Source organism: Streptomyces umbrinus, from assembly GCF_030817415.1.
In the GTDB taxonomy this organism is placed as follows: Bacteria; Actinomycetota; Actinomycetes; order Streptomycetales; family Streptomycetaceae; genus Streptomyces; species Streptomyces umbrinus_A.
The window spans coordinates 7,443,134-7,463,755 of the sequence record NZ_JAUSZI010000002.1; the positions used below are offsets into that span (position 1 = coordinate 7,443,134).

The window sequence follows — 20,622 nt, forward strand, 5'->3', positions numbered from 1 at the left end:
TGTCGTGCTGTTGGTCTTGTCCGGCGATCAGCCGTAGACGATGCGGCGCAGCTGTCTGAGCGTGAGCTCGGGCGGTGCGACCGCGCGGTACTTCAGGTCTGCCGCGATCCGTTCGAAGATCGTCGAGTTCACCAGTCCCTGAGCCTGGAGCTCGCGATGGCGGCGACGGACGTAGTCGTCGGTCGCCTCGTCGAAGTAGGCGAGGACGTCCTGGATCACCCGCAGTGCCTCGCCCCGGCTGAGGGGTGAGGAGCGCGTCAGATGATCAACAAGTTCGTCGTGCACCCGTCGATCCTGAGGTAAAGCGCTGGCAATCGCAAGAATCCTGCCCGATTTCGGGCACGAGGCTGTTGAAACTCTTATGGGAGGCTGTTTGGGGCCTGTTCATCCTGTGGCCTGCGGTGCGATGGTTGCCAGGAGCACCTTTTCGGCCATGGACACTCCACGCATGGGCGTACCGGAGCAGCTCGCCGCGCGCATGAGCATGGCCGAGCAGCACGAATACCTTCGCGCCAGATTCTCGCGGCGCACGATGATCAGCGGCGGCGCCGTCACGCTGGGCGCCGTCGCGGGCGGGGCCTTCGTGCCCGGCGCCGTCGCACAGGCGGCGACGAAGACTTCCGTACCGACGCGGACCGCCGCGCGCACCGAGAGCGTCGACGGCGCGCTCGTCGCCCCCTTCGGCCGCCATCTCGCCTGGGGCAGCGACCCCCGTACGGAGATCACCGTCTCCTGGCAGGTCCCGGTCCCGGTGAAGAAGCCCTTCGTCCGCATCGGCGCCCACCCCTGGGACCTCTCCCACAAGATCGACGCCGAGGTCCGTACCCTCTTCACCCCGGCCGGCGTCGGCGCGAGCGGCAACCACACCCAGTACTACGTGCACGCCAAGCTCACCCACCTGCGGCCCGGCCGGACGTACTACTACGGCGTCGGCCACGCGGGCTTCGACCCGGCCGAGGCGCACCTGCTCGGCACGCTCGGCACCTTCACCACCGCCCCCGCGCACAAGGAGTCGTTCACCTTCACGGCCTTCGGCGACGAGGGCGTCGGCTACCACGGCCTCGCCAACAACAGCCTGCTGCTCGGCCAGAACCCGGCCTTCCACCTGCACGCCGGCGACATCGCGTACGCCGACCCGGCCGGTGCGGGCCAGACCGCCGACGCCGGGTTCGACTCGCGCGTGTGGGACCAGTTCCTCGCGCAGACCGAGTCGGTCGCCAAGTCCGTCCCGTGGATGCCGGCCTACGGCAACCACGACATGGAGGCCTGGTACTCGCCCAACGGCTACGGCGGCGAGGACGCCCGCTGGAACCTCCCGGACAACGGCCCCGACAAGAAGAACCTGCCGGGCGTCTACTCCTTCGTCTACGGCAACACGGCGGTCATCTCGCTCGACGCCAACGACATCTCCTTCGAGATCCCGGCCAACCTGGGGATCTCCGGCGGTACGCAGACCAAGTGGCTCGAGGCGCAGCTGAAGAAGTACCGCGCCTCGAAGGACGTCGACTTCGTCGTGGTCTTCTTCCACCACTGCGCCTACTGCACCTCCACCTCGCACGCCTCGGAGGGGGGTGTGCGACAGGAGTGGGTGCCGCTGTTCGAGAAGTACACGGTGGATCTCGTCATCAACGGCCACAACCACCAGTACGAGCGCACGGACGTCATCAAGGCGGGCGAGGTCACCAAGAAGCTGCCGATCGGCGGTACGGCCTATCCCGAGACGGACGGTGTGGTGTACGTGACGGCGGGGGCGGCGGGGCGCAGTCTGTACGCGTTCACCGCGCCGGTGTCGTACGAGGGGCATGAGAATGAGGTCGAGTCCGTCGCCTCCTTCATCAACACGAAGGAGGGCAAGGTCAATGAGACCGTTGCCTGGTCGCGGGTGCGGTATCTCGACTACTCGTTCCTGCGGGTGGATGTGACGCTGGCGTCTCGGGGGCGGCTTGCCACGTTGAAGGTGCGGGGGATCGCCGAGACCGGTGAGGAGGTTGACCACTTCACTGTGGCGCGGCGGGTTCGTTGAGCTGATTGTGGGTCGGCGGCTGCGGGTGCGTTGTGGTTGCTCGCGCAGTTCCCCGCGCCCCTGAAAGACGGCGCCCGCGCCCCCACCGGGGGCGCGGGCGCCGTCTTTGAAGGGCTACATGCCCCTCAGTACCGCCTGCTTGGCCAAGGTGAATTCCTCGTCCGTCAGGACGCCGGACTTGTGGAGGTCGCCGAGTTCGCGGAGGCGGCGTAGGAGGGCGTCGTGGTCGGCTTCCGGGGGTGGGGCCGGGGTGGGGGTGAGTTGCTTCGGTGGGGTGTCCGTGGGGGACGGGGCCGACGGGTGGGGGAGGCGGGCCTGGACCGCTGCCGCTACCAGGGCCATCAGGGGGTCCTTCTTGAAGCCCCACAGGTCGATCGAGTTGGGGTCGTACTTCGGTGGTGCTTTCGTGGGTGCGCCCCGGACGGTGAAGCGCAGGAAGCCGTTCTCCAGGCCGACCGCGGGATGCCACTCCACGGACTGGATGTCGGCCAGGGCGAGCGTGCGGGCCCCGGCAGCCGACTTGGCCTCCTCCGTCTTCCAGTTCCACTCCAGGCGGATGGTCTCCCCGTCGAAGCTCGCGGTGCCGTCGCCCGCGGAGACCGACAGGGGCACCGCGGGCCCCGGCAGCAGATAGCGGTCGACGGCGGTGGCGGGCACCTCGTCCAGGAGCAGCGCGTTGCGGATCTCGTCCACGAAGTACTCGGCGACGCCGTAGCGGTCCGAGTCGACGGTCATCTGGTAGGGGTCGTGGGAGTCCGTGAGTCTGCCGCCGGTCGCGTGCAGCAGCGGGTCGGCGCCGTCGCGCAGCCGGAGCCTGAGCCGCCCGGACTTCTTGCCCTGCTCGAACGAGACTCCGGCCAACGCGCCCAGCGGTACGGCGAGTTCGCCCAACGTCTTGCGCAGCAGGCCCACGTTCTTGTCACGGCCGGGCACGAGCCGCAGGGCGTCGCCGTCGAAGGTCCACGTGCCGTCCCGTTGGATGATTTCCGCCATGGGGGTGATTGTTTCACCGCCCGTGCGGGAGAGTGGTCTATACCCATTCGAAGGGAGCGCATGTGAGACAGCACAGAACGCCCCGACTCCTCGGTACGCTGCTGCTCGTGGTGGCTGCAGGTATCTCCGTCGTCGGCGCGGCACCGGCCGCCGCCGACCGAACCGCTACTCCGCTCGGCCAGGTGATTCCGGTCCCCGCCTCTGTCGACGCGGGCGGATCCCCGTACCGGATCACCAGCAGTACGCGCATCCGCGTGGACGACTCGGGGGAGGCCCGGCGCATCGGCTCGTATCTGGCCGATGTGCTGCGTCCCTCGACCGGCTATCGACTGCCGGTCACGGACGACGGCGGACGCGACGGCATCCGGCTCCAGCTCGCCCGCAAGGACTCCGCGCTCGGAGCGGAGGGCTACCGGCTGAAGAGCGGCAAGGGTGCCGTCACCATCACGGCCCGGGAGCCCGCCGGGCTCTTCCACGGTGTGCAGACCCTGCGCCAGCTCCTCCCGGCCGCGGTCGAGAAGGACTCCGTACAGCCCGGACCCTGGGCGGTCGCCGGCGGCACCATCACCGACACGCCCCGCTACGGCTACCGCGGCGCGATGCTGGACGTCTCCCGGCACTTCTTCGGCGTCGATCAAGTCAAGCGCTACATCGACCAGTTGGCGCTCTACAAGGTCAACACGCTGCACCTGCACCTGAGCGACGACCAGGGCTGGCGGATCGCGATCGACTCCTGGCCGCGGCTCGCCTCGTACGGCGGGTCCACGCAGGTCGGCGGCGGAACCGGCGGCTTCTACACGAAGGCCCAGTACAAGGAGATCGTCCGGTACGCCTCCTCGCGCTTCCTCGAAGTCGTGCCCGAGATCGACATGCCCGGCCACACCAACGCGGCGCTCGCCTCGTACGCGGAGCTGAACTGCGACGGGGTCGCGCCCCCGCTCTACACCGGCACCGAGGTCGGCTTCAGCTCGCTGTGCGTCGGCAAGCCGGTGACGTACGACTTCGTGGACGACGTGATCCGTGAGCTGGCCGCGATCACGCCCGGCAGGTACATCCACATCGGGGGCGACGAGGCGCACTCGACGCCCCACGAGGACTTCGTGGAGTTCATGACCAAGGTGCAGCCGGTCGTCGCCAAGTACGGGAAGAAGGTCATGGGCTGGCACCAGCTGACCGGGGCGACCCCCGCCAAGGGCGCGCTGGCCCAGTACTGGGGCCTGGACGACACGAACGCCGCCGAGAAGGAGCAGGTCGCGGCGGCCGCGCGGAACGGGACCGGGATCGTCCTGTCGCCCGCCGACCGGGTGTACCTCGACATGAAGTACAACGCGGACACCCCGCTCGGCCTCGACTGGGCCGGCCTGGTGGAGGTCAAGCGGTCCTACGACTGGGATCCCGGCAACTACCTTGCGGGCGTGCCCGGTTCGGCGGTCCGGGGTGTCGAGGCGCCGCTGTGGACGGAGACCCTCGCCACCTCGGCGAACCTCGACTACATGGCGTTCCCGCGGCTGCCCGGGGTGGCCGAGCTCGGCTGGTCGCCCGCGTTTACACACGACTGGGACACGTACAAGGTGCGGCTCGCGGCACAGGCGCCGCGGTGGGACGCGATGGGGACCGGCTACTACCGGTCGTCGCAAGTCCCCTGGCCCGCCGAGTAGTTACCGAGCAGCTGACGCTCGACAGGTGAACACGGCGGCGGGCGCCCCCTGGGACCGTTCTGGGGGACGCCCGCCTGCTTGTGGGAGCTGTAAGTCGGTGTGCAGGTCCGTGCTTACAGCCCGGCGATGGGGTTCTTCAGGTTCCCGACGAGCTGGAGGGCTCCGGCGGGATCGGCGAGATCCACCATCTGCTCGTTGTCGCGCAGTTGGAGACGGTTGAGGCAGGACAGCGAGAACTCGGGCGCGAACATGTCGTACTGCTTGAACTTGTCCGCGAGTTCGGGTGTGGCCTCCTGGTACTCGCGTACGCAGTCGGCGACCGTCCGCCAGAAGTCGTCCTCCTCCAGGACGCCCTCGCCCGCCAGGTTCGCGGCGAGGAAGCGGAAGAAGCAGTCGAAGACGTCCGTGAAGATCGACAGGAGTTTCTTGTCCTCGGGCACGTCGACGCGCAGCCGCTCGACCGTCGGCGGGAGTACCGCGTCCGGGTCCATGACGGCGATCTCCTCGGCGATGTCCTTGTAGATCGCCCGCTCGACGACACCGTCCTTGAGCACGAGGATGACGTTCTCGCCGTGCGGCATGAACACCAGGTCGTACGCGTAGAAGCTGTGCAGCAGGGGTGTGAAGTAGGCCCGCAGATAGCGGCGCAGCCACTCCACCGGCGTCAGCCCCGAGCGCTCGATGAGCGTGGCCGCGATCGACGCGCCCTCGTGGTCGACATGGACGAGCGAGGCCATGGTGGCCAGGGACTCGCCGTCCCGGAGCGAGGGGACCGGGCTCTCCCGCCACAGGGCGGCGAGCATTTTCCGGTACGGGGAGTAGCGGTCGGTGGCGGCCTCGTACTCCAGGTGCCGGTAGCCGACGGCCGCCCGCTCGCGGATGATCGACAGGCCCGTCGACTTCAACACCGGGTCGTTGTCGATGAGCCCGGCCAGCCAGTCGTTGATGGCCGGGGTCGCCTCCATGTAGGCGGCGGACAGGCCGCGCATGAAGCCCATGTTGATGACCGACAGGGCGGTCTTCACATAGTGCTTCTCGGGGGCGCTCTTGTTGAAGAACGTCCGGATCGACTGCTGGGCCAGGTACTCGTCGTCGCCCTCGCCCAGGCACACCAGTCGCTTCTGGGCGACCTCGGAGGCGAAGGTGACGGTGAGCTTGTTCCACCACTGCCAGGGGTGGACCGGGATGAACAGGAAGTCCGCCGGGTCCAACTCCTGGCCGCGCAGGGTGTCGTCGAACCGCGCGACCGTCTCCTCGCCCAGCTCCTCGCGCAGGAACGACTCGTACTCGATGCCCACGCCCGCCGTGAAGGCGGCCCGCGAGCGGTGCGCGGCCAGCCACACGAGCCGTACGGGGCTGGCCGTCTCCGGAGCGTACGAGAGGTACTCGTGGACCCCGAAGCCCAGTCGCCCGTTGTTGGCGACGAAGCAGGGGTGGCCCTCGGTCATGCCCGTCTCGATCTCCTGGAAGCCGCTTTTCGCGAGCTCGGCGGAGGTGAGCCGGTGCTTGGTGAGCTTGTAGCAGGTGCCGGCGAGGGTGGAGGAGATCTCCTCCAGGTAGACCGGGAGCACCTCGTCGCTCAGACCGAGCGCACCCTTCAGCTCGACGAAGAAGTCCAGGGCGTGCAGGGGGAGTTCGCCGCCGTCCCGGTGCCTGGTGATCGACTCGGCGTCGACCTGCCAGTGGTCGAGGGCGCGGCGGGTGGCGGTGAACCGGTAGCGGGTCAGGCCGTCGTCACTGCGGATGGCGTACTCGGCGGGGTTGCCGTCTTTGCCATCGCTGCTGTCGGTCGGCTCCGGGGTGATCAGCCGTTCGTGGGCGAACTCGGCGAGGGCCTTGCGGATGAGGAGGCGGTTGGCCCGGGCCCAGCGGTGGGGGGACAGATGTGCCACGGCGTCGGACAGGGTCACAGGGAAACTCCTCGGGTGGCCAAGAATTGCTCGCGCGTGCAGAAGGAGAGCAGCGCGCGCTTCTCCGGCTTGTCGATCTCGCGCGCCGGGACGAAGCCGACGGCCTCGTTCAGCGCGTGCACTGCCTTGTTGCTGACATCCGGCTCGACGACGACCCGCCGGGTGCGCGGGTCGGCGAACAGCTCGTCCATCACCGCGGTGATGACGGCCCTGGTGAAGCCGTGCACGGGCCGGTCGGTGGGGGCGACCAGGAAGTGCATACCGACGTCACCGGGCTCGGGCTCGTACAGCCCGACCAGCTCGATGTACCGGGGGTCGTACTTCTCCATCAGGAACGCGGGCCGTCCGTCGTGGAACCCGAGATACGCGTGATGGTGCTCGTTGGCCGTGATGGCCATGTACTCCCGCTCCACGTCCTGGAGCTTCGCCTCCTGCATCATCCAGAAGGCGGCCTTGGGATGCGTCACCCAGGAGTGCAGGAGCTCGGCGTCCTTGAGGGGGTCGAGGGGGCGCAGGCTCAGGGTGCCGACGGTGTTGCCGGTTCCGGCGGCGCTCATACCGCGAACTCCTGGAACGCGATGGACTTCTCCACCGGGTAGTACTCGGTGCCGAGCAGTTCCCGGATGATGTAGGCGTTGCGGTACGCGCCCATGCCCAGGTCGGGTGAGGTGATCGAGTGGGTGTGGACGCCGGCGTTCTGGAGGAAGATGCCGCGGCCGGTCGTGTCGATGGCGTAGTTGCGGGCCACGTCGTGATTGCCCTGCTCGTCGTAGACGATGCGGTCGCGGACGAGCCTCAGGAACTCGGGCTCCACGTACTTGTAGCCGGTCGCCAGGACCAGGCCCTCGGAGTGCAGCTCGTAGTCCTTGCCCTGCTCCTCCTGGCGCAGGCCCAGGGTGTACGTGCCGTTCTCGTGACTCGCCCTGCTGAGGGCGGAGTTGGTGAGCAGGCGGGTGGGGACCGGGCCGCCGAGGTTCTTCTGGTAGAGCAGGTCGAAGATCGAGTCGATCAGCTCGCCGTCGATGCCCTTGAACAGGCCCTTCTGCTCCGTCTGGAGGCGGTAGCGGGTCCGCTCGGGCAGCGCGTGGAAGTAGTCGATGTACTCCGGGGAGGTCATCTCCAGCGTCAGCTTGGTGTATTCGAGCGGGAAGAAGCGCGGCGAGCGCGTGACCCAGTTCAGCCGGTAGCCGTGGACGTCGATCTCGCTCAGCAGGTCGTAGTAGATCTCGGCCGCGGACTGCCCGCTGCCGACGAGCGTGATCGACTTCTTGGCCTGCAGCTCCCGCTTGTGCTGCTGGTAGCGGGAGTTGTGGATGAAGTCCCCGCCGAGGTCCTGGCAGGCCTCGGGTATGTACGGGGGAGTGCCGGTGCCCAGGACGAGGTGCCGGGCGCGGAACTCGGCACCGGCCGTCGTGCGGACGACGTACACGTCATCGGCGTACGAGACCTCCGCGACCGTCGTGCTGAAACGGACGCTGGTCAGTTTCGAGGCGGCCCAGCGGCAGTAGTCGTCGTACTCGACCCGCAGCGGGTAGAAGTTCTCGCGGATGTAGAACGAGTACAGACGGCCCGATTCCTTGAGGTAGTTGAGGAAGGAGTACGGGGACGTCGGGTCGGCCAGGGTGACCAGGTCCGACATGAACGGGGTCTGGAGGTGTGCGCCCTCCAGGAACATCCCGGAGTGCCACTCGAAGTCCGGCTTGGACTCCAGGAAGACACCGTCGAGTTCGTCGATCGGCTCGGTGAGACAGGCGAGGCCGAGGTTGAAGGGGCCGAGCCCGATGCCGATGAAGTCGTGGATCCGTACGGCGGATCCAGGAAGCGCGGATTCAGGAAGCGCGGTCAAGGGACTCTCCCAGGTACTGCTCGGCATGGCCGGCGATCAGGTCGAGCACGGCGGAGATGTCGTCCGCCGTGGTCTCGGGGTTGAGCAGGGTGAACTTGAGGAAGTGGCGGCCGCCGACCTTCGTACCCGCGACCACCGCGTCGCCGGAGGCGAACAGGGCCTTGCGGGCGTACAGGTTGGCGCGGTCGATCTCGGCCGGGTCGGTGACGGCCGCCGGGATGTAGCGGAAGACGAGGGTGGACAGCGACGGCTCGACCACGACGTCGTAGCGTGGGTCGGCGGCGAGCAGCCTCCAGCCCTCCCCGGCCAGTTCGCAGACCTCGTCGAAGAGCTGGCCGATGCCGTCGGCGCCCATCACGCGCAGCGTCATCCACAGCTTGAGGGCGTCGAAGCGGCGGGTGGTCTGGAGGGACTTGTCGACCTGGTTGGGGATGCGCTCCTGCACCATCCGGTGCGGGTTGAGGTACTCCGCGTGGTAGGTCGCGTGGCGCAGGGTGGCCGCGTCGCGGACCAGTACGGCGGACGAACTCACCGGCTGGAAGAAGGACTTGTGGTAGTCCACGGTCACGGAGTCGGCGCGCTCGATGCCGTCGATGCGGTGCCGGTTCTTCAGAGATGCGAGCAGTCCGCAGCCGTACGCGGCGTCGACGTGCATCCAGGCACCGAACTGCTCGCACAGCTCGGCGATCTCGGGCAGCGGGTCGATGGAGCCGAAGTCGGTGGTGCCGGCGGTCGCGACGACGGCCATCGGGACCAGGCCGTCGCGCTTGCAGCGCTCCAGCTCACGGGCGAGCGCGACCGTCTGCATGCGCTTGTCGTTGCCCACGGGGATCGAGACCACGGAGTCCTGGCCGAGGCCGAGGAGTTTCGCCGACTTCTTGACGCTGAAGTGGCTCACCTCGGAGGCGAAGATGCGCAGTTTGGCGTGCGAGGCCGACGCTTCCCACCCTGCCCGCCCTGGTTTGGCCTCCTCGCGGGCGAGCAGCAGCGCCTGGAGGTTGGACTGCGAACCGCCGGAGGTGAACACGCCGTCGGCGGAGGGCCCGAACCCGATGCGGTCGTTGGTCCAGTCGATCAGCTTGCGCTCGATGAGGGTGCCGCCGGCCGACTGGTCCCAGGTGTCGAGGGAGGAGTTGACGGCGGAGAGGACCGCCTCGCCGAGCACGGCGGGTATGACCACCGGGCAGTTGAGGTGCGCGAGGTAGCGGGGGTGGTGGAAGTAGACGGCGTCCCGGAGGTAGACGTCCTCCAGCTCGTCGAGCACCGCGGTCGTGTCGTGCAGCGGCTTGTCGAGGTCGATCTGCTCGATCCGGGGCGCGAGGGCGTCGACCGTGACGCCTGTGAACGGACGGTCGGTGGTGGCGAGTTTGGCCGCCACCCGCTCTATTCCTTCGGTCACGGAGCGGCGGTACCGCTCCGCGGTCGTGTCATTGAGCAGGTGCGAGCGCATGGGGGAGTCCTCCGGGGGACAGGAGAGAAACGGGCGCGGGAGAGAGGTGGGGGGCGACTCTCTGAACTTAGGTAAGCCTAACCTAACTTCCTATCGGTGTCCGCCCCACCCGTCACGCTGTGAGCTATGCCTCCCTCTCGTCACTTCGCCTGCTACTTCGCCCACTTCTTCGCCCGTCACTGCTCCCGTCACTCGCCTCGTTCGCGCAGCTGCTCCTCGCTGAGTCCGCGCCGCCAGTAGCCGACGAACGTGACCCGCCTGCGGTCGATCTCGCGCTCCCGCACGAGGTGGCGGCGGAGCGCCTTCACGCAGCCGGACTCGCCTGCGATCCAGGCGTACGGGGCCTGGGCGGAGGGGAGTTGGGCGGTGCGGATGGCTTCCAGGGCGAGGGGGGTTGCTTCGGCGGGTGCGTCGCCGTGTATGTCCTTGGGCGCGGCGCCGCGCAGGTCGTTGGGTGCGTCGGCGTGTACTTCGTCGCGTACGAGCCAGGTGATTTCCGCGTCCGCGGAGGTGGTGGGTTCGACGCGGTCGCCGGTGTGCGGGACCTCCAGCCAGACGCGGGCCTTCGTGCCGGCGGGCAGGGTCTCCAGGATGGCCGAGGCGGCGGGCAGGGCCGTCTCGTCGGCCCAGATGACGATCAGGTCGGCGTCGGCGGGCGGGCGGAACCGGATCGCCGTGTTGTCGGCGACGGACGGGCCGAGCAGGACGGCCCGGTCGCCGGCCTCGGCGTCCGCGGCCCAGCGGGAGGCCGGGCCCGCGGGAGTTGCGGCGCCGGGTTCCGTGCCGTGCAGCACGAAGTCGATGTCGATCTCGGTGGTGGCGCCGTTCGCGTCCTGGCGCAGGGCGCGCAGGGTGTACGAGCGCATGACCGCGCGGACGTCTTCGGGGGTGTCGATCCAGGCCTGGCGCCAGCCGTCGCCGTACTCCATCGGCATGACGGGGGTCTGCTGGCCCGGGCGGGGGAGGAAGAGCGAGAGGCTCTGGTCCTGGCCGTTGGAGGCGAAGGCGTGGAGGTCCGGGCCGGTGAAGGTGACGCGGACGAGGGACGGGCTGAGCCGCCTCGTCCGTGTGACCTGAAGGGTGAAGAAACGGAACGGGGCGGCTACTGCCGTCGGCATGGCTTTTGGCTCCTGAGTTGCGTCAGGGGGCGGGTGGTTCTGTTGTTTCCCGGGTGCGGGCCGGTGGGGGCTTGTCGCGCAGTTCCTCGCGCCCCTAAAAGATTGCGCAGTTCCCCGCGCCCCTGAAGGGGCGGCCCGAACCGAACGGATCAGGCGACCTTCTTGGCCTTCTCTATCGCTTCGGCGAGGGTGTTGAGCATGGGGGTGCACTTGTCGTAGGAGAGGATCGGCTCGGGGGTGCGGGGGATGACCTGGTCGGCCTTGACCGCGGGGAGCTTCTTCCAGGTGGCCTTGGTGATGTCGGCGGGCTGGATGGTCGCGGTGCGGTCGTCCATCATGATGATGTCCGCCGGGTACTTGTCGACGTTCTCCCAGCTCAGGTTCTCGAACCAGCCGCCGCTGGCCTTCAGGGTGTCGGCCGGGGGCTCGACGAGGTTCACGCCGAGGGCCTTGAAGTACTCCAGGTCGATGGAGAGGTTCGAGCCGGAGACGTAGAAGATGTCCTGGCTCGCGGAGCCGATGAGGACCTTGATCTCCGGGCGGGACTTGGCGGCCTTGCGCAGCCGCTCGGCGGCCGTCTCGAAGTTCTTCTTCGCCTCGACGGTCTTGGCGGCCTTCACGTCGGCGCCCAGCGACTCGGCGAGCGCGAGCATGCGCTCCAGCGGCTTGGGCAGCTGGCGGTCGAAGACGGAGACGCCGACGCTCGGGGCGAGCTTGAGGATCTTGTCCTTGGACTCCGCGGGGACGTACCAGAGGGTGCCGGCGTCGTCGAACATCGTGGAGAGCAGGACGTCGGGGGCGAGCCCCGCGTACTTCTCGATGTTGAACTCGCCCCAGGTGTTGCCGAGGATCGTCACCTTGCTGATGTCCATGTCGCCGGCCTGGACATCGGCCTTGCCGTCCTTGGTCTTCGTCGGACCGAAGACGCCCTTGACCTCGATGCCGTAGTCGTAGAGGGCGGCGGCGACACCGGTGAAGGCGACGATGTTGGCCGGGATCTTGTCCAGCTTCACCGTCGTACCGCGGTCGTCCTCGAAGCTCCACGGGCCGGAAGCGGCGGCGCTTTTCGTCGCGTCCCCCGAGCCACCGCTCTTCGAGTCTTCGTCACCGCAGGCGGCGAGCGCGGCACCGAGGCCGAGGGCGCCACCGGCGGCGAGGATGCCGCGGCGGGTGAGGTGGGTGGCACGGGCGTTGGACATGGCGTGGCTGCTTTCGAACAGGGCGGATGACCCACCGGACAGTGCGAAAGGTAGGTTAGCCTAACCTCATTACTTGTCCAGGAGGCGGCCCTCACCTACTGGAACGCCCGGAGCGGTCCACGATGGCGCCTGTGAGCAGCCTGTGCACCCCGGGCATAGGGGAGGCCGCTGGTGTGATCTTTTCGGCCAATGAGGCTCAACTCCCTTGTCGCTCACGCCCCGTTGGCCTCGGGTTTTGCCCTTGACATGTGCGCACCACGGATATGTAGGGTGCCTCAACTGTGAACATCCCGTGACTCCCTGACACGAAAAGTTGAGTGAGTGTGCTGGTCAGGCCGTTGCTGCGATGGGCTCGAAGCGGACGGTGAGGCCGAGGCGGTTGGCTTCCTTGGTCATGCGACGCATGGCGCGTTCAGGGTCGCGGCGGGTGAAGTAGTCGGCGCCGAGGTCCTGGTAGCGGGTCTTGTGGCGGAGGATGTGCCAGATCGCGACGGCGAGTTTGCGCATCACCGCGACCAGGGCCCGCTGTCGTCCGCGGCGGGCGGCGATGCGCCGGTAGTAGGCGCTGAGATAGCAGTCCTTGTTCCGGGTCACCGACATCGCGGCGATGCCCAACAGCCGTTTCAGGTTGCTGTTGCCGTTGCGGGTACGGGCGGATTTGGTGACGCCGGCGGATTCGTTCATGCCCGGGCAGACCCCGATCCAGGAGGCGAGATGGCCGGCGGTGGCGAACTGGGTCATGTCCCCACCGGTCTCAGCGATGATGATCTCAGCCGCCGCGGGGCCGATGCCGGGGATGGTGTCCAGGTTCTCGATGTCCTTGTTGTGCTCCAGGCGGGTCAGCAGCGCGGTGATCCGCTGGTCCAGCTGGTCGGCCGTGGCGGTGAGGTGGTCGATCTCGTCGAGGTAGTGCCGGCACATGAACGCGTGGTGCTCGGTGAACGTGCCGTCCAGTGCCTCAACCAGGGCCGGGATCTTGCTGCGGGCCCGCCGGATGGCCAGGTCGGCCAGCGCCTGGGGGTCACGCTCGCCGCCGATCAGTGCGTTGATGATGGCGCGTCCGCTGGCCCCGGTGATGTCGCTGAGCACCGAGGACAGCTTCATGCCGGTGTCCTCGAGTTCCTTCTCCAGCCGCTGGGCCTCCTGCCCGCGTGCCGTGATGAGCTGCGTGCGGCGGCGGGTCAGGTCCCGCAGTTCGCGGATCTCCCGCTCGGGCACGAAGGAGCCCATCACCATGCCCGAGGCGCCCGCCCGGGCCAGGAACGCGGCGTCGCTGGGGTCGCTCTTGCGCCCCCGAATGCCCTTGAGGTGGGCCGGGTTGACCAGCATCAGGTTCAGATGCGGCTGCAAGGTGTAGTAGAGGTGGCGCCAGTAGTCCGAGGTGGCCTCGAGCACCACCACCTCGACCCGGCGCTCGAGTAGCCAGGCCAGCAGACGCCGGATCTCGGCCGGGGTGGTGGCGAACCGCTCGGTCTCCAGCGTCCAGGTTCCCGGCCGCTTCAAGCACGGCGTGCGTACGCACGCCAGCAGGAACCGCTTGCCCAGATCCAGCCCCGCCGCCCGCAGATAGAGGACCTCGTCCTTCACGTCCTGTCTGGCCATCGCCGTGTCCCTCCCGCACGCGTGCCGATCGAACGGGCGCCCGGAGGGATCCGGGAAGTCGCTGAGTCTGACACACGCGCTGCCGGTCACCGTGGTGGCCGTGGCGCAAACCGAAGTCCGCTAGCGGATCCCCATCGCCATCCTGTTGGGCGAGCTGACCGGCATCACAGAGTCTTCGGCTTACCGGGCGCCCACCCCGATTTTCCCCCCACCGAGGAGGCCAGCGCAGCCGGCCTGGCGAACCTGTTGGGGATTTCATGGGGTCGGGGGAGGCACGGGGTGGGCTTGTCTGTGTGTAAGCGCGGCAGCGGTAGAGCGTTTGTGACAGCGCTTTCGGTGGCGGTCGTCGGGGGTGTGCTGCCGATGACCGGCTATGGCGGTGCAGCCCATGCCGAGGTGCCGTCGACGCAACGGAGTGCCGCGGCGGGGAGCATTCCGCAGGCGGCCCGATCCTCGGCGGCACTGGCTGCCGAGACCGGGGAGCCCGTGGAGGTGCTCCACGAGCGCACCGAGTACTCGCAGGTGTTCGCCCAGCCGGACGGCAGCTTCAAACTCACTCAGTCGACCACTCCGCGGCGAGTCAAGGGTGCCGACGGGGCATGGCGGCCGGTCGACGTCACGCTGGAGAAGCGCGCCGACGGCCGTATCGCGCCGAAGGGCGCGGTGGTGGACCTGTCCTTCGCCGGCGGGGGTGCGGGTTCGGACATGATCCGCATCGGGGACCGCAAGGGGCGTGCGCTCACCCTGGGCTGGGATCGTGAACTGCCGGAACCGGTTCTGGACGGGGATACGGCCACGTACCGCGAGGTGCTTCCCGGCGTCGACCTGCTGCTGACGGCGACGCCGGAGTCGTATCGCGAGGTTCTGGTGGTCAAGACACCGCAGGCGGCTACGAGTCCGGCGTTGGACAAGGTGGTTCTCGGCGTCGACAGCGAGGGGCTGGAGGTCCGGCCCAACACCAATGGTGGGTTGGTGGCCGAGAACGAGGACGGGGTGGAGGTCTTCACCGGACCACCGGGGCGTATGTGGGACTCCGCCGGTGAGGCCGCCGGGGGTTCTGGTCCTCAGGCCATGATGGGCGAGGGTGCTGCCGCAGCCGAGGGTGAGGAGGACGACCTGGCTGTCGGCCCCGGTAACGGTGCCGCTTCCGCGGTGATGCCTGTGCAGGTCGAGGGCGACAGCATCGCCATCGTGCCGGACGCCGAGATGCTGGAAAGGGCCGGCACTGTCTATCCGGTCTATATCGATCCGGCGGTTGGGCTCGGGCACACGTACCGCACGGTTCTGTCCTCCGACGGCGACAGTTTCTGGATGTTCGACGGGGCCGGCTACGGCATCGGCCGGTGCGGTTCCAACTCCCAGGGCGCGTGCACCACGGGTGCCTGGTACACGAACCGGATGTACTTCCAGTTCAACTCCGCGAGTGCGTTGCGCGGCAAGTACGTGATCGATTCGACCTTCCGGGCGTACGAGACGTGGTCGTTCGACTGCAACCCGGCCTGGGTGGACCTGGAGCGCACCGACGGAATCTCTTCGGGCAGCAAGTGGCCGGGCCCGGGCGGACCCAAGTCGGACAACAGCTGGGACCAGCTGGGAGACAAGTACGTTGCGGCGGCACGTGGCACCGCGTGTTCGCCGGAGCAGCCGAACTCGTGGATCGAGTTCAACGACAATCCGGACGAGTCGGATGAGAACCTGAACTCCACGGTGCGGAACTTCGCCGACGGCAAGATCGACAACCTGACGCTCATGCTCAAGGCGAAGGACGAATCGGACGTCACCGCCTGGAAGCGCTTCGACGACAACGCCGAACTCGAGGTGGAGTTCGCCTACCAGCCCGGGGTGCCCGCCCGGTATGGGATCTGGCCGGGCAACATGGGCGGCGACCCGGACGACGTGCAGTGCTCCACCTCTTCCTCCAACCCCGTCGTCGTCACCCGGGCTGAGCCGTATGTGCAGGCGTCTGTGCAGACCAAGGTCGAGCACAGCAAGGGGGACTCGGAAGGACTGCTCCAGGCCGAGTGGGTGATGGAGCGACGGCAGGCCGACGGCACCTGGGTGAGCAGTTGGAGCGACTACAAACCCGACTAGGTCGGCGACTCGTCGGACCAGTCCCTGTGGCTGGACGAGATCCAGCGCACGGGAACCTACGGCACCGACATCGCGCTGCCCGCCGTCAGGTTCGGCCACCAGATGTTCAAGAACCGGGTGGACGGCACGGCCGACAACATCCTGCCGCTGGGCAAGCCGCGCCTGTCCACCATCGTCTCCGAAACCGGCCAACAGACCACGGTCAACTACCTGCCCGCCGAGTGCACCGCCGGTATGACCAAACCGGCGGAGGACAACAACACCAAGCGCTGCTACCCGGTGTACTGGTCGCCCAACGGCGGCTCCGTCCCCCGGCTCGACTGGTTCCAGAAGTACCCGGTCTCGGATGTGCGCCTCGGCTCCGTCTACGGCGGCACTCTGGCCGTCAGCCACCACTACGACTACTCCGGCGGTGGTGCGTGGCACTACAACGACGACCCCATGACGGTGGAGAAGGAACGCACCTGGTCCGTCTGGCGCGGCTTCGAGAAGGTCACGCGCACCATCGGTGACGACACCGGACCGAAGTCCAAGGACACCACCGTCTTCCTGCGCGGCATGCACGGCGACAAGCAGAAGGACGGCTCCACCCGCACGGTGGAGGTCACAGGGATCAAAGCCCCGAAGATCACCGACCTGGATCGCTATGCGGGTGTCACCCGAGAGCAGGTCACCTACGACGGCGGTGAGGAGGTCTCCGGGAAGGTCAACGACCCCTGGTCGAAGAACACCGCCACGCAACACAAGTCGTACGCCGACACCGAGGCCTACTACGTCCGTACCGAGGCCAGCCACTCCCGCACCCGGGTGACCTCGGGCGTCACCGCCATGGACAGGACGCGCACCACTCGGACGACCTTCGACGACTACGGCATGCCCCTCACGGTGGAGGACTCCGGCACGGAGGCTTCCGGCGACGAGGTCTGCACACGAACCTGGTACGCCCGCAACAGCACGGCAGGGCTGACCGCGCTGGTCTCCCGTGAACAGATGGTCGCCAAGGCGTGCAGCGTGGCCACAGGCCTGCTTGACCTTCCCACTGACGATTCCCGTCCCGGCGATGTCATCGCCGACACCGCCACCGCGTACGACACCACCACGTGGTCGGCCACACAAGAGCCCACCAAGGGCCAGGTGCGGTGGATCGGCCGCGTCAACGGTTATGACGCCTCGGACAATCCGATCTGGCAGAAGGTGACCGCGACCGACTACGACACCCTCGGCCGCGCGACCGTGGTTTCGAACAACATCGGGACCAGCACCCGGACCACCTACACTCCCGCGGCTGCCGGTCCGCTGACCCAGATCGAGGTCCTCAACGCCAAGCAGCACAAGGCCGTCACGGTGATGGACGCCAGCCGAGGCCTCCCGGTGAAGACCACCGACCCCAACAACAGAATCACCGAACAGAGCTATGACAGCCTCGGCAGGATGACGGAGGTGTGGCTGCCGAACCGGTCCCGTGCCCTGAGTCAGGGCGGCAACTACAAGTTCGGCTACAGCATCTCCAGCACTGCCCCTTCGTGGCTCTCGACGTCGACGCTCGGCAAGACCCAGTACAACACCAGCTACGAGATCTTCGACGCACTTCAGCGACCGCGACAGACACAGGCGCCCTCCCCGCGAGGCGGCAGGGTCGTCAACGAGACCATGTACGACGACCGCGGCCTGGCGGTCGAGACCAACGCCGACCTCTGGGACTCCACCGCTCCGTCAGGCGAGTTGGTCGGCACAGCGGGTGGATCCGCCCCGCTGCACACCGACACGAGCTATGACGGCACCGGTCGGTCGACCCAGGTCGTGACCAAGACCTACAACACCACGCGCTGGACCACCAGCAGCAGTTACACCGGAGACTCCGTCACCACCACCGCGCCCGCCGGCGGTAATGCCGTGACCGTGATGAGCAATCTGCTCGGGCAGGTCACCGAGCGGCGCGAGTACCCCAACCCCACCGCGACCGGCACGCCGGCCACCACCAAGTTCACTTATGCCGACGGCGGCCAGACGCAGACCATCACCGGGACCGACGAAAAGCAGTGGTCCTACGGCTACGACCTCAAGGGCCGCCGAACGACCGCCACCGACCCGGACAGCGGCACCACGACGTCCACGTACACCAGCCTTGACCTGCTCGACACCAGCACGGATGCCGAACAGCGAAAGCTGATCCACGGCTACGACGAACTCGGCCGTAAGACGGACCTGTGGCAGACCGAGAAGACCGACGCGAACAAACTCGCCAACTGGACCTTCGACACGGTCGTGAACGGCAAGGGCTACCCGGCAGCCGCCACCCGTTACGTCGGCGGCAAGACCTACACGCAGAAGGTAACCAGCTACAACAGCCTCTACCAGCCCCTGTCCTCCGAACTGCAGCTGCCCGCGGCAGCCGACGAACCTCTCGTCGCGGCGGGAGTGCCGCAGACCCTGAAGTTCGAAACCGCCTACAACGTCGACGGAACCGTGCAGTACACCCGCGAGCCGGTCGTGGCGGGCATGCCCGCCACGGGCACGCAGACCTACGAGCAGATCGACTACACGTACAACACCCTGGGCATGCCCAACACGGCCAAGGGCGCGACCGGCTATCTGCTGGGCACCACGTACACGCCCGTCGGCCTGCTGGAGCAGCAGACCCTGGGTACCGACTCGGCGGGCAAGAAGGTCTATGTCGCCAACCAGTACGAGGACGGCACGCGCCGACTGACGGAGTCGGACGTCACCACCGACACCCACAGCTACATGGTGCAGGACCTCAAGTACTCCTACGACGCCGTGGGCAACGTCACCGCGGTGTCCGACACCGCCACCTGGCAGGGCACCTCACAGGCGGATCACCAGTGCTTCGCCTACGACGGGCACCGCCGCCTCACGGAGGCCTGGACCCCGAATACCGCGGACTGCGCAGCCTCCGGCCGCAGCACGTCCAACTTGGGGGGTGCAGCGCCCTATTGGTCCAGCTACACGTACAACAACGCGGGCCAGCGCAAGACCGAGACCCAGCACGGCCTTTCCGGTGACACCACGATCAACTCCACCCACGGCACCGCCACCGGACAGCCGCATCCTCTGACGAAGACCGAAACAAAGGTGCCGGGAAGCTCGACTCCGACCACGCACGACTACAAGTACGACGCCACGGGCAACACCACCAGCAGGCCGGGCACCAAGTCGACGCAGACTCTGGCCTGGAACAGCGAAGGCCGGCTCGGCGAAACCAGCGAGCCCGCGGCCGACTCCCAGCCGGCCACCGGCACCAAGTACGTCTACGACGCGGACGGGGAACTCCTCATCCGCCGCGCTGCCACCACCGACGGCGAGACGGTCCTGAGGTTCCCCCTGCCGGTCGGACAGCTTGATACTGGGACGGATGGTCCCGGAGGAAGCAGTCACAGGTAGTGAGCCAGAAGAGCAACATGAGTAAGCGGTACACGGCCGAGTTCAAGCGGGACGCGGTCGCCTTGGCGTTGTCCTCGGAGAAGACGGTCACCGAGGTGGCGAGGGATCTGGGCGTGAGTCCGGAAGGGCTGCGCGGGTGGGTGAAGCAGGCGAAGATCGACCGCGGTGAGGGGCCCGCCGGGGCTTTGACCACTGCGGAGCGTGAGGAGCTGGTCCGGCTGCGGCGGAAGGTCCGCGAGCAGGAGGCCACGATCGAGGTTCTGGGAAAAGCGACCGCCTTCTTCGCTCAGGACAAGATGAGGTAGGCACCGCGGCACGGTGTCACCTCATCGATGCGGAGAAGGCATCGGAGGGGAATCTCGCAGGTCACAGCGTTGCGTTTCTGTGCCGTGTGCTGGGGGTGTCCCGTTCCACCTACTACGCGCACAGGGCGGCAGGGCCGGCCCGGGCGGTGCGGGAGCGGGCCGAGGAGGTGCTGGTGGGCGAGATCCGGGTGCTGCATGCCGGATCTCGCGGTGCCTACGGGGCCCCGCGTGTCCACGCCGCCCTGCGGCGGGCCGGGCGGGCGGTGAACTCCAAGAAGGTCGAGCGGCTGATGCGCAAACACCGGATCGCCGGGATCACCCGCCGCCGGCGTCGGGGCCTGACCCGGCAGGCGAAGCGGGCGGTGTTCGCGCTCGACCTGATCGGCCGGGACTTCACCGCACCCCGGCCCGGGATGCGCTTGGTCGGAGACATGACCGAACTTGTCACGCTGGAAGGCAAGTTGTATCTGGCGACCTGCATCGATCTCGCGACGCGGGAGGTGGTCGGCTGGGCGATGGCCGACCACCACCGCGCCGAGCTGCCGGTCGCTGCCCTGCGGATGGCGGCCGGGCGTGGCGGCCTGGAGTACCGCTGCATCATGCACACGGATCGCGGCAGTGAATACACGAGTGACGAATTCCGCACCGAAATAGGCAAGTTGCGCATGAGGCAGTCGATGGGACGCGTCGGCTCTTGTTACGATAACGCCGCCGCGGAAAGCTGGTTCGCCATCCTGAAAGCGGAGATCGGGACGACCGTGTGGGAGACCCGCGAGGCGGCCCGGGCCGACGTTTTCCGCTACATCGAGGTCGAGTACAACCGCAGCCGACTCCGTCGGCACCCCGACTACGGGTACGTCACCCCGCTCGAAACGAGATCCCTGCTCAGGCAGAACCTCGCCCCGGCAGCGTAAACACCCGCTGTCCAGTTCGCGGGGGGAACTTCAGTCCTGTACCTCGGCGCCACCGAGGTGAAGCTCTCGGTCTCGGGCGGCGGCAAGACCAAGGCGCTCTCGGGCACCCGG

At 67.8% G+C, this 20,622-nt stretch carries 14 protein-coding genes and 1 pseudogene; 6 read left to right on the top strand and 9 right to left on the bottom strand.

The genetic code is table 11. From position 1 onward, the window contains the following. Positions 1–27: 27 nt before the first annotated feature. Entirely contained in the window at positions 28–285 is a 258-nt protein-coding gene (locus QF035_RS32970; RefSeq protein WP_055616059.1) for a hypothetical protein, read from the bottom strand. 163 nt (positions 286–448) lie between these two features. Between QF035_RS32970 and QF035_RS32975 the strand changes: the two genes are divergently transcribed. After that, positions 449–2,023, top strand: coding sequence for a purple acid phosphatase family protein (locus tag QF035_RS32975; RefSeq protein ID WP_307531617.1), 1,575 nt, complete (start codon positions 449–451; stop codon positions 2,021–2,023). Between the two features lie 114 nt (positions 2,024–2,137). Here QF035_RS32975 and QF035_RS32980 read toward each other — a convergent pair whose 3' ends face one another. Next, positions 2,138–3,016: a DUF4429 domain-containing protein gene (locus QF035_RS32980; protein WP_307524046.1), complete on the bottom strand. Its 879-nt coding sequence runs from the start codon at positions 3,014–3,016 to the stop codon at positions 2,138–2,140. Between the two features lie 62 nt (positions 3,017–3,078). On the opposite strand from QF035_RS32980, the gene QF035_RS32985 reads away from it, so the two are divergent. Beyond that, positions 3,079–4,674 carry a beta-N-acetylhexosaminidase gene (locus QF035_RS32985; RefSeq protein ID WP_307524047.1) on the top strand — a complete coding sequence of 532 codons (1,596 nt, stop codon included), beginning with the start codon at positions 3,079–3,081 and terminating at the stop codon, positions 4,672–4,674. 113 nt (positions 4,675–4,787) lie between these two features. On the opposite strand, the gene QF035_RS32990 is transcribed toward QF035_RS32985, so the two are convergent. The 7 genes from QF035_RS32990 to QF035_RS33020 all read right to left on the bottom strand — a co-directional run bounded on the left by QF035_RS32990 (position 4,788) and on the right by QF035_RS33020 (position 13,799). Next, complete coding sequence (locus tag QF035_RS32990; protein ID WP_307524048.1) at positions 4,788–6,584, bottom strand: IucA/IucC family protein; 1,797 nt, start codon at positions 6,582–6,584, stop codon at positions 4,788–4,790. Continuing rightward, positions 6,581–7,141 carry a GNAT family N-acetyltransferase gene (locus QF035_RS32995; RefSeq protein ID WP_307524049.1) on the bottom strand — a complete coding sequence of 187 codons (561 nt, stop codon included), beginning with the start codon at positions 7,139–7,141 and terminating at the stop codon, positions 6,581–6,583. The genes QF035_RS32990 and QF035_RS32995 overlap by 4 nt, the downstream gene beginning before the upstream one ends. Next, the gene (locus tag QF035_RS33000) at positions 7,138–8,430 is read right to left on the bottom strand and encodes a lysine N(6)-hydroxylase/L-ornithine N(5)-oxygenase family protein (RefSeq protein WP_307524050.1); all 1,293 of its coding nucleotides are present in this window, start codon (positions 8,428–8,430) and stop codon (positions 7,138–7,140) included. Before QF035_RS33000 ends, QF035_RS32995 begins: the two co-directional genes overlap by 4 nt. Then, the gene (gene desA / locus QF035_RS33005; protein WP_307524051.1) at positions 8,414–9,880 is read right to left on the bottom strand and encodes a lysine decarboxylase DesA; all 1,467 of its coding nucleotides are present in this window, start codon (positions 9,878–9,880) and stop codon (positions 8,414–8,416) included. Before desA ends, QF035_RS33000 begins: the two co-directional genes overlap by 17 nt. A 188-nt stretch (positions 9,881–10,068) precedes the next feature. Beyond that, a complete protein-coding gene (locus QF035_RS33010) occupies positions 10,069–10,998 on the bottom strand; it encodes a siderophore-interacting protein (protein ID WP_307524052.1) in 930 nt (309 codons plus the stop codon). Positions 10,999–11,147: 149 nt separating this feature from the next. After that, positions 11,148–12,197 (bottom strand): ABC transporter substrate-binding protein, encoded by a 1,050-nt coding sequence (locus QF035_RS33015; protein ID WP_307524053.1) that lies wholly within the window; start codon positions 12,195–12,197, stop codon positions 11,148–11,150. A gap of 330 nt (positions 12,198–12,527) precedes the next feature. Then, positions 12,528–13,799: an IS110 family transposase gene (locus QF035_RS33020; RefSeq protein WP_307519984.1), complete on the bottom strand. Its 1,272-nt coding sequence runs from the start codon at positions 13,797–13,799 to the stop codon at positions 12,528–12,530. Between the two features lie 321 nt (positions 13,800–14,120). Here QF035_RS33020 and QF035_RS33025 point away from each other — a divergent pair, with 321 nt between their 5' ends. From QF035_RS33025 to QF035_RS33040, 4 genes and pseudogenes are all read left to right on the top strand, one after another. Continuing rightward, on the top strand, positions 14,121–15,890 hold the full coding sequence (locus QF035_RS33025) for a hypothetical protein (RefSeq protein ID WP_307524054.1): 1,770 nt from the start codon (positions 14,121–14,123) through the stop codon (positions 15,888–15,890). 102 nt (positions 15,891–15,992) lie between these two features. Then, positions 15,993–19,292 (top strand): hypothetical protein, encoded by a 3,300-nt coding sequence (locus QF035_RS33030; RefSeq protein WP_307524055.1) that lies wholly within the window; start codon positions 15,993–15,995, stop codon positions 19,290–19,292. Between the two features lie 17 nt (positions 19,293–19,309). Beyond that, positions 19,310–19,597, top strand: a complete 288-nt coding sequence (locus QF035_RS33035) for a transposase (protein WP_123471932.1) — start codon at positions 19,310–19,312, stop codon at positions 19,595–19,597. A 14-nt stretch (positions 19,598–19,611) separates the two neighbouring features. Then, positions 19,612–20,511, top strand: a pseudogene (locus QF035_RS33040) (IS3 family transposase); the annotation flags it as partial. Positions 20,512–20,622 lie beyond the last annotated feature (111 nt).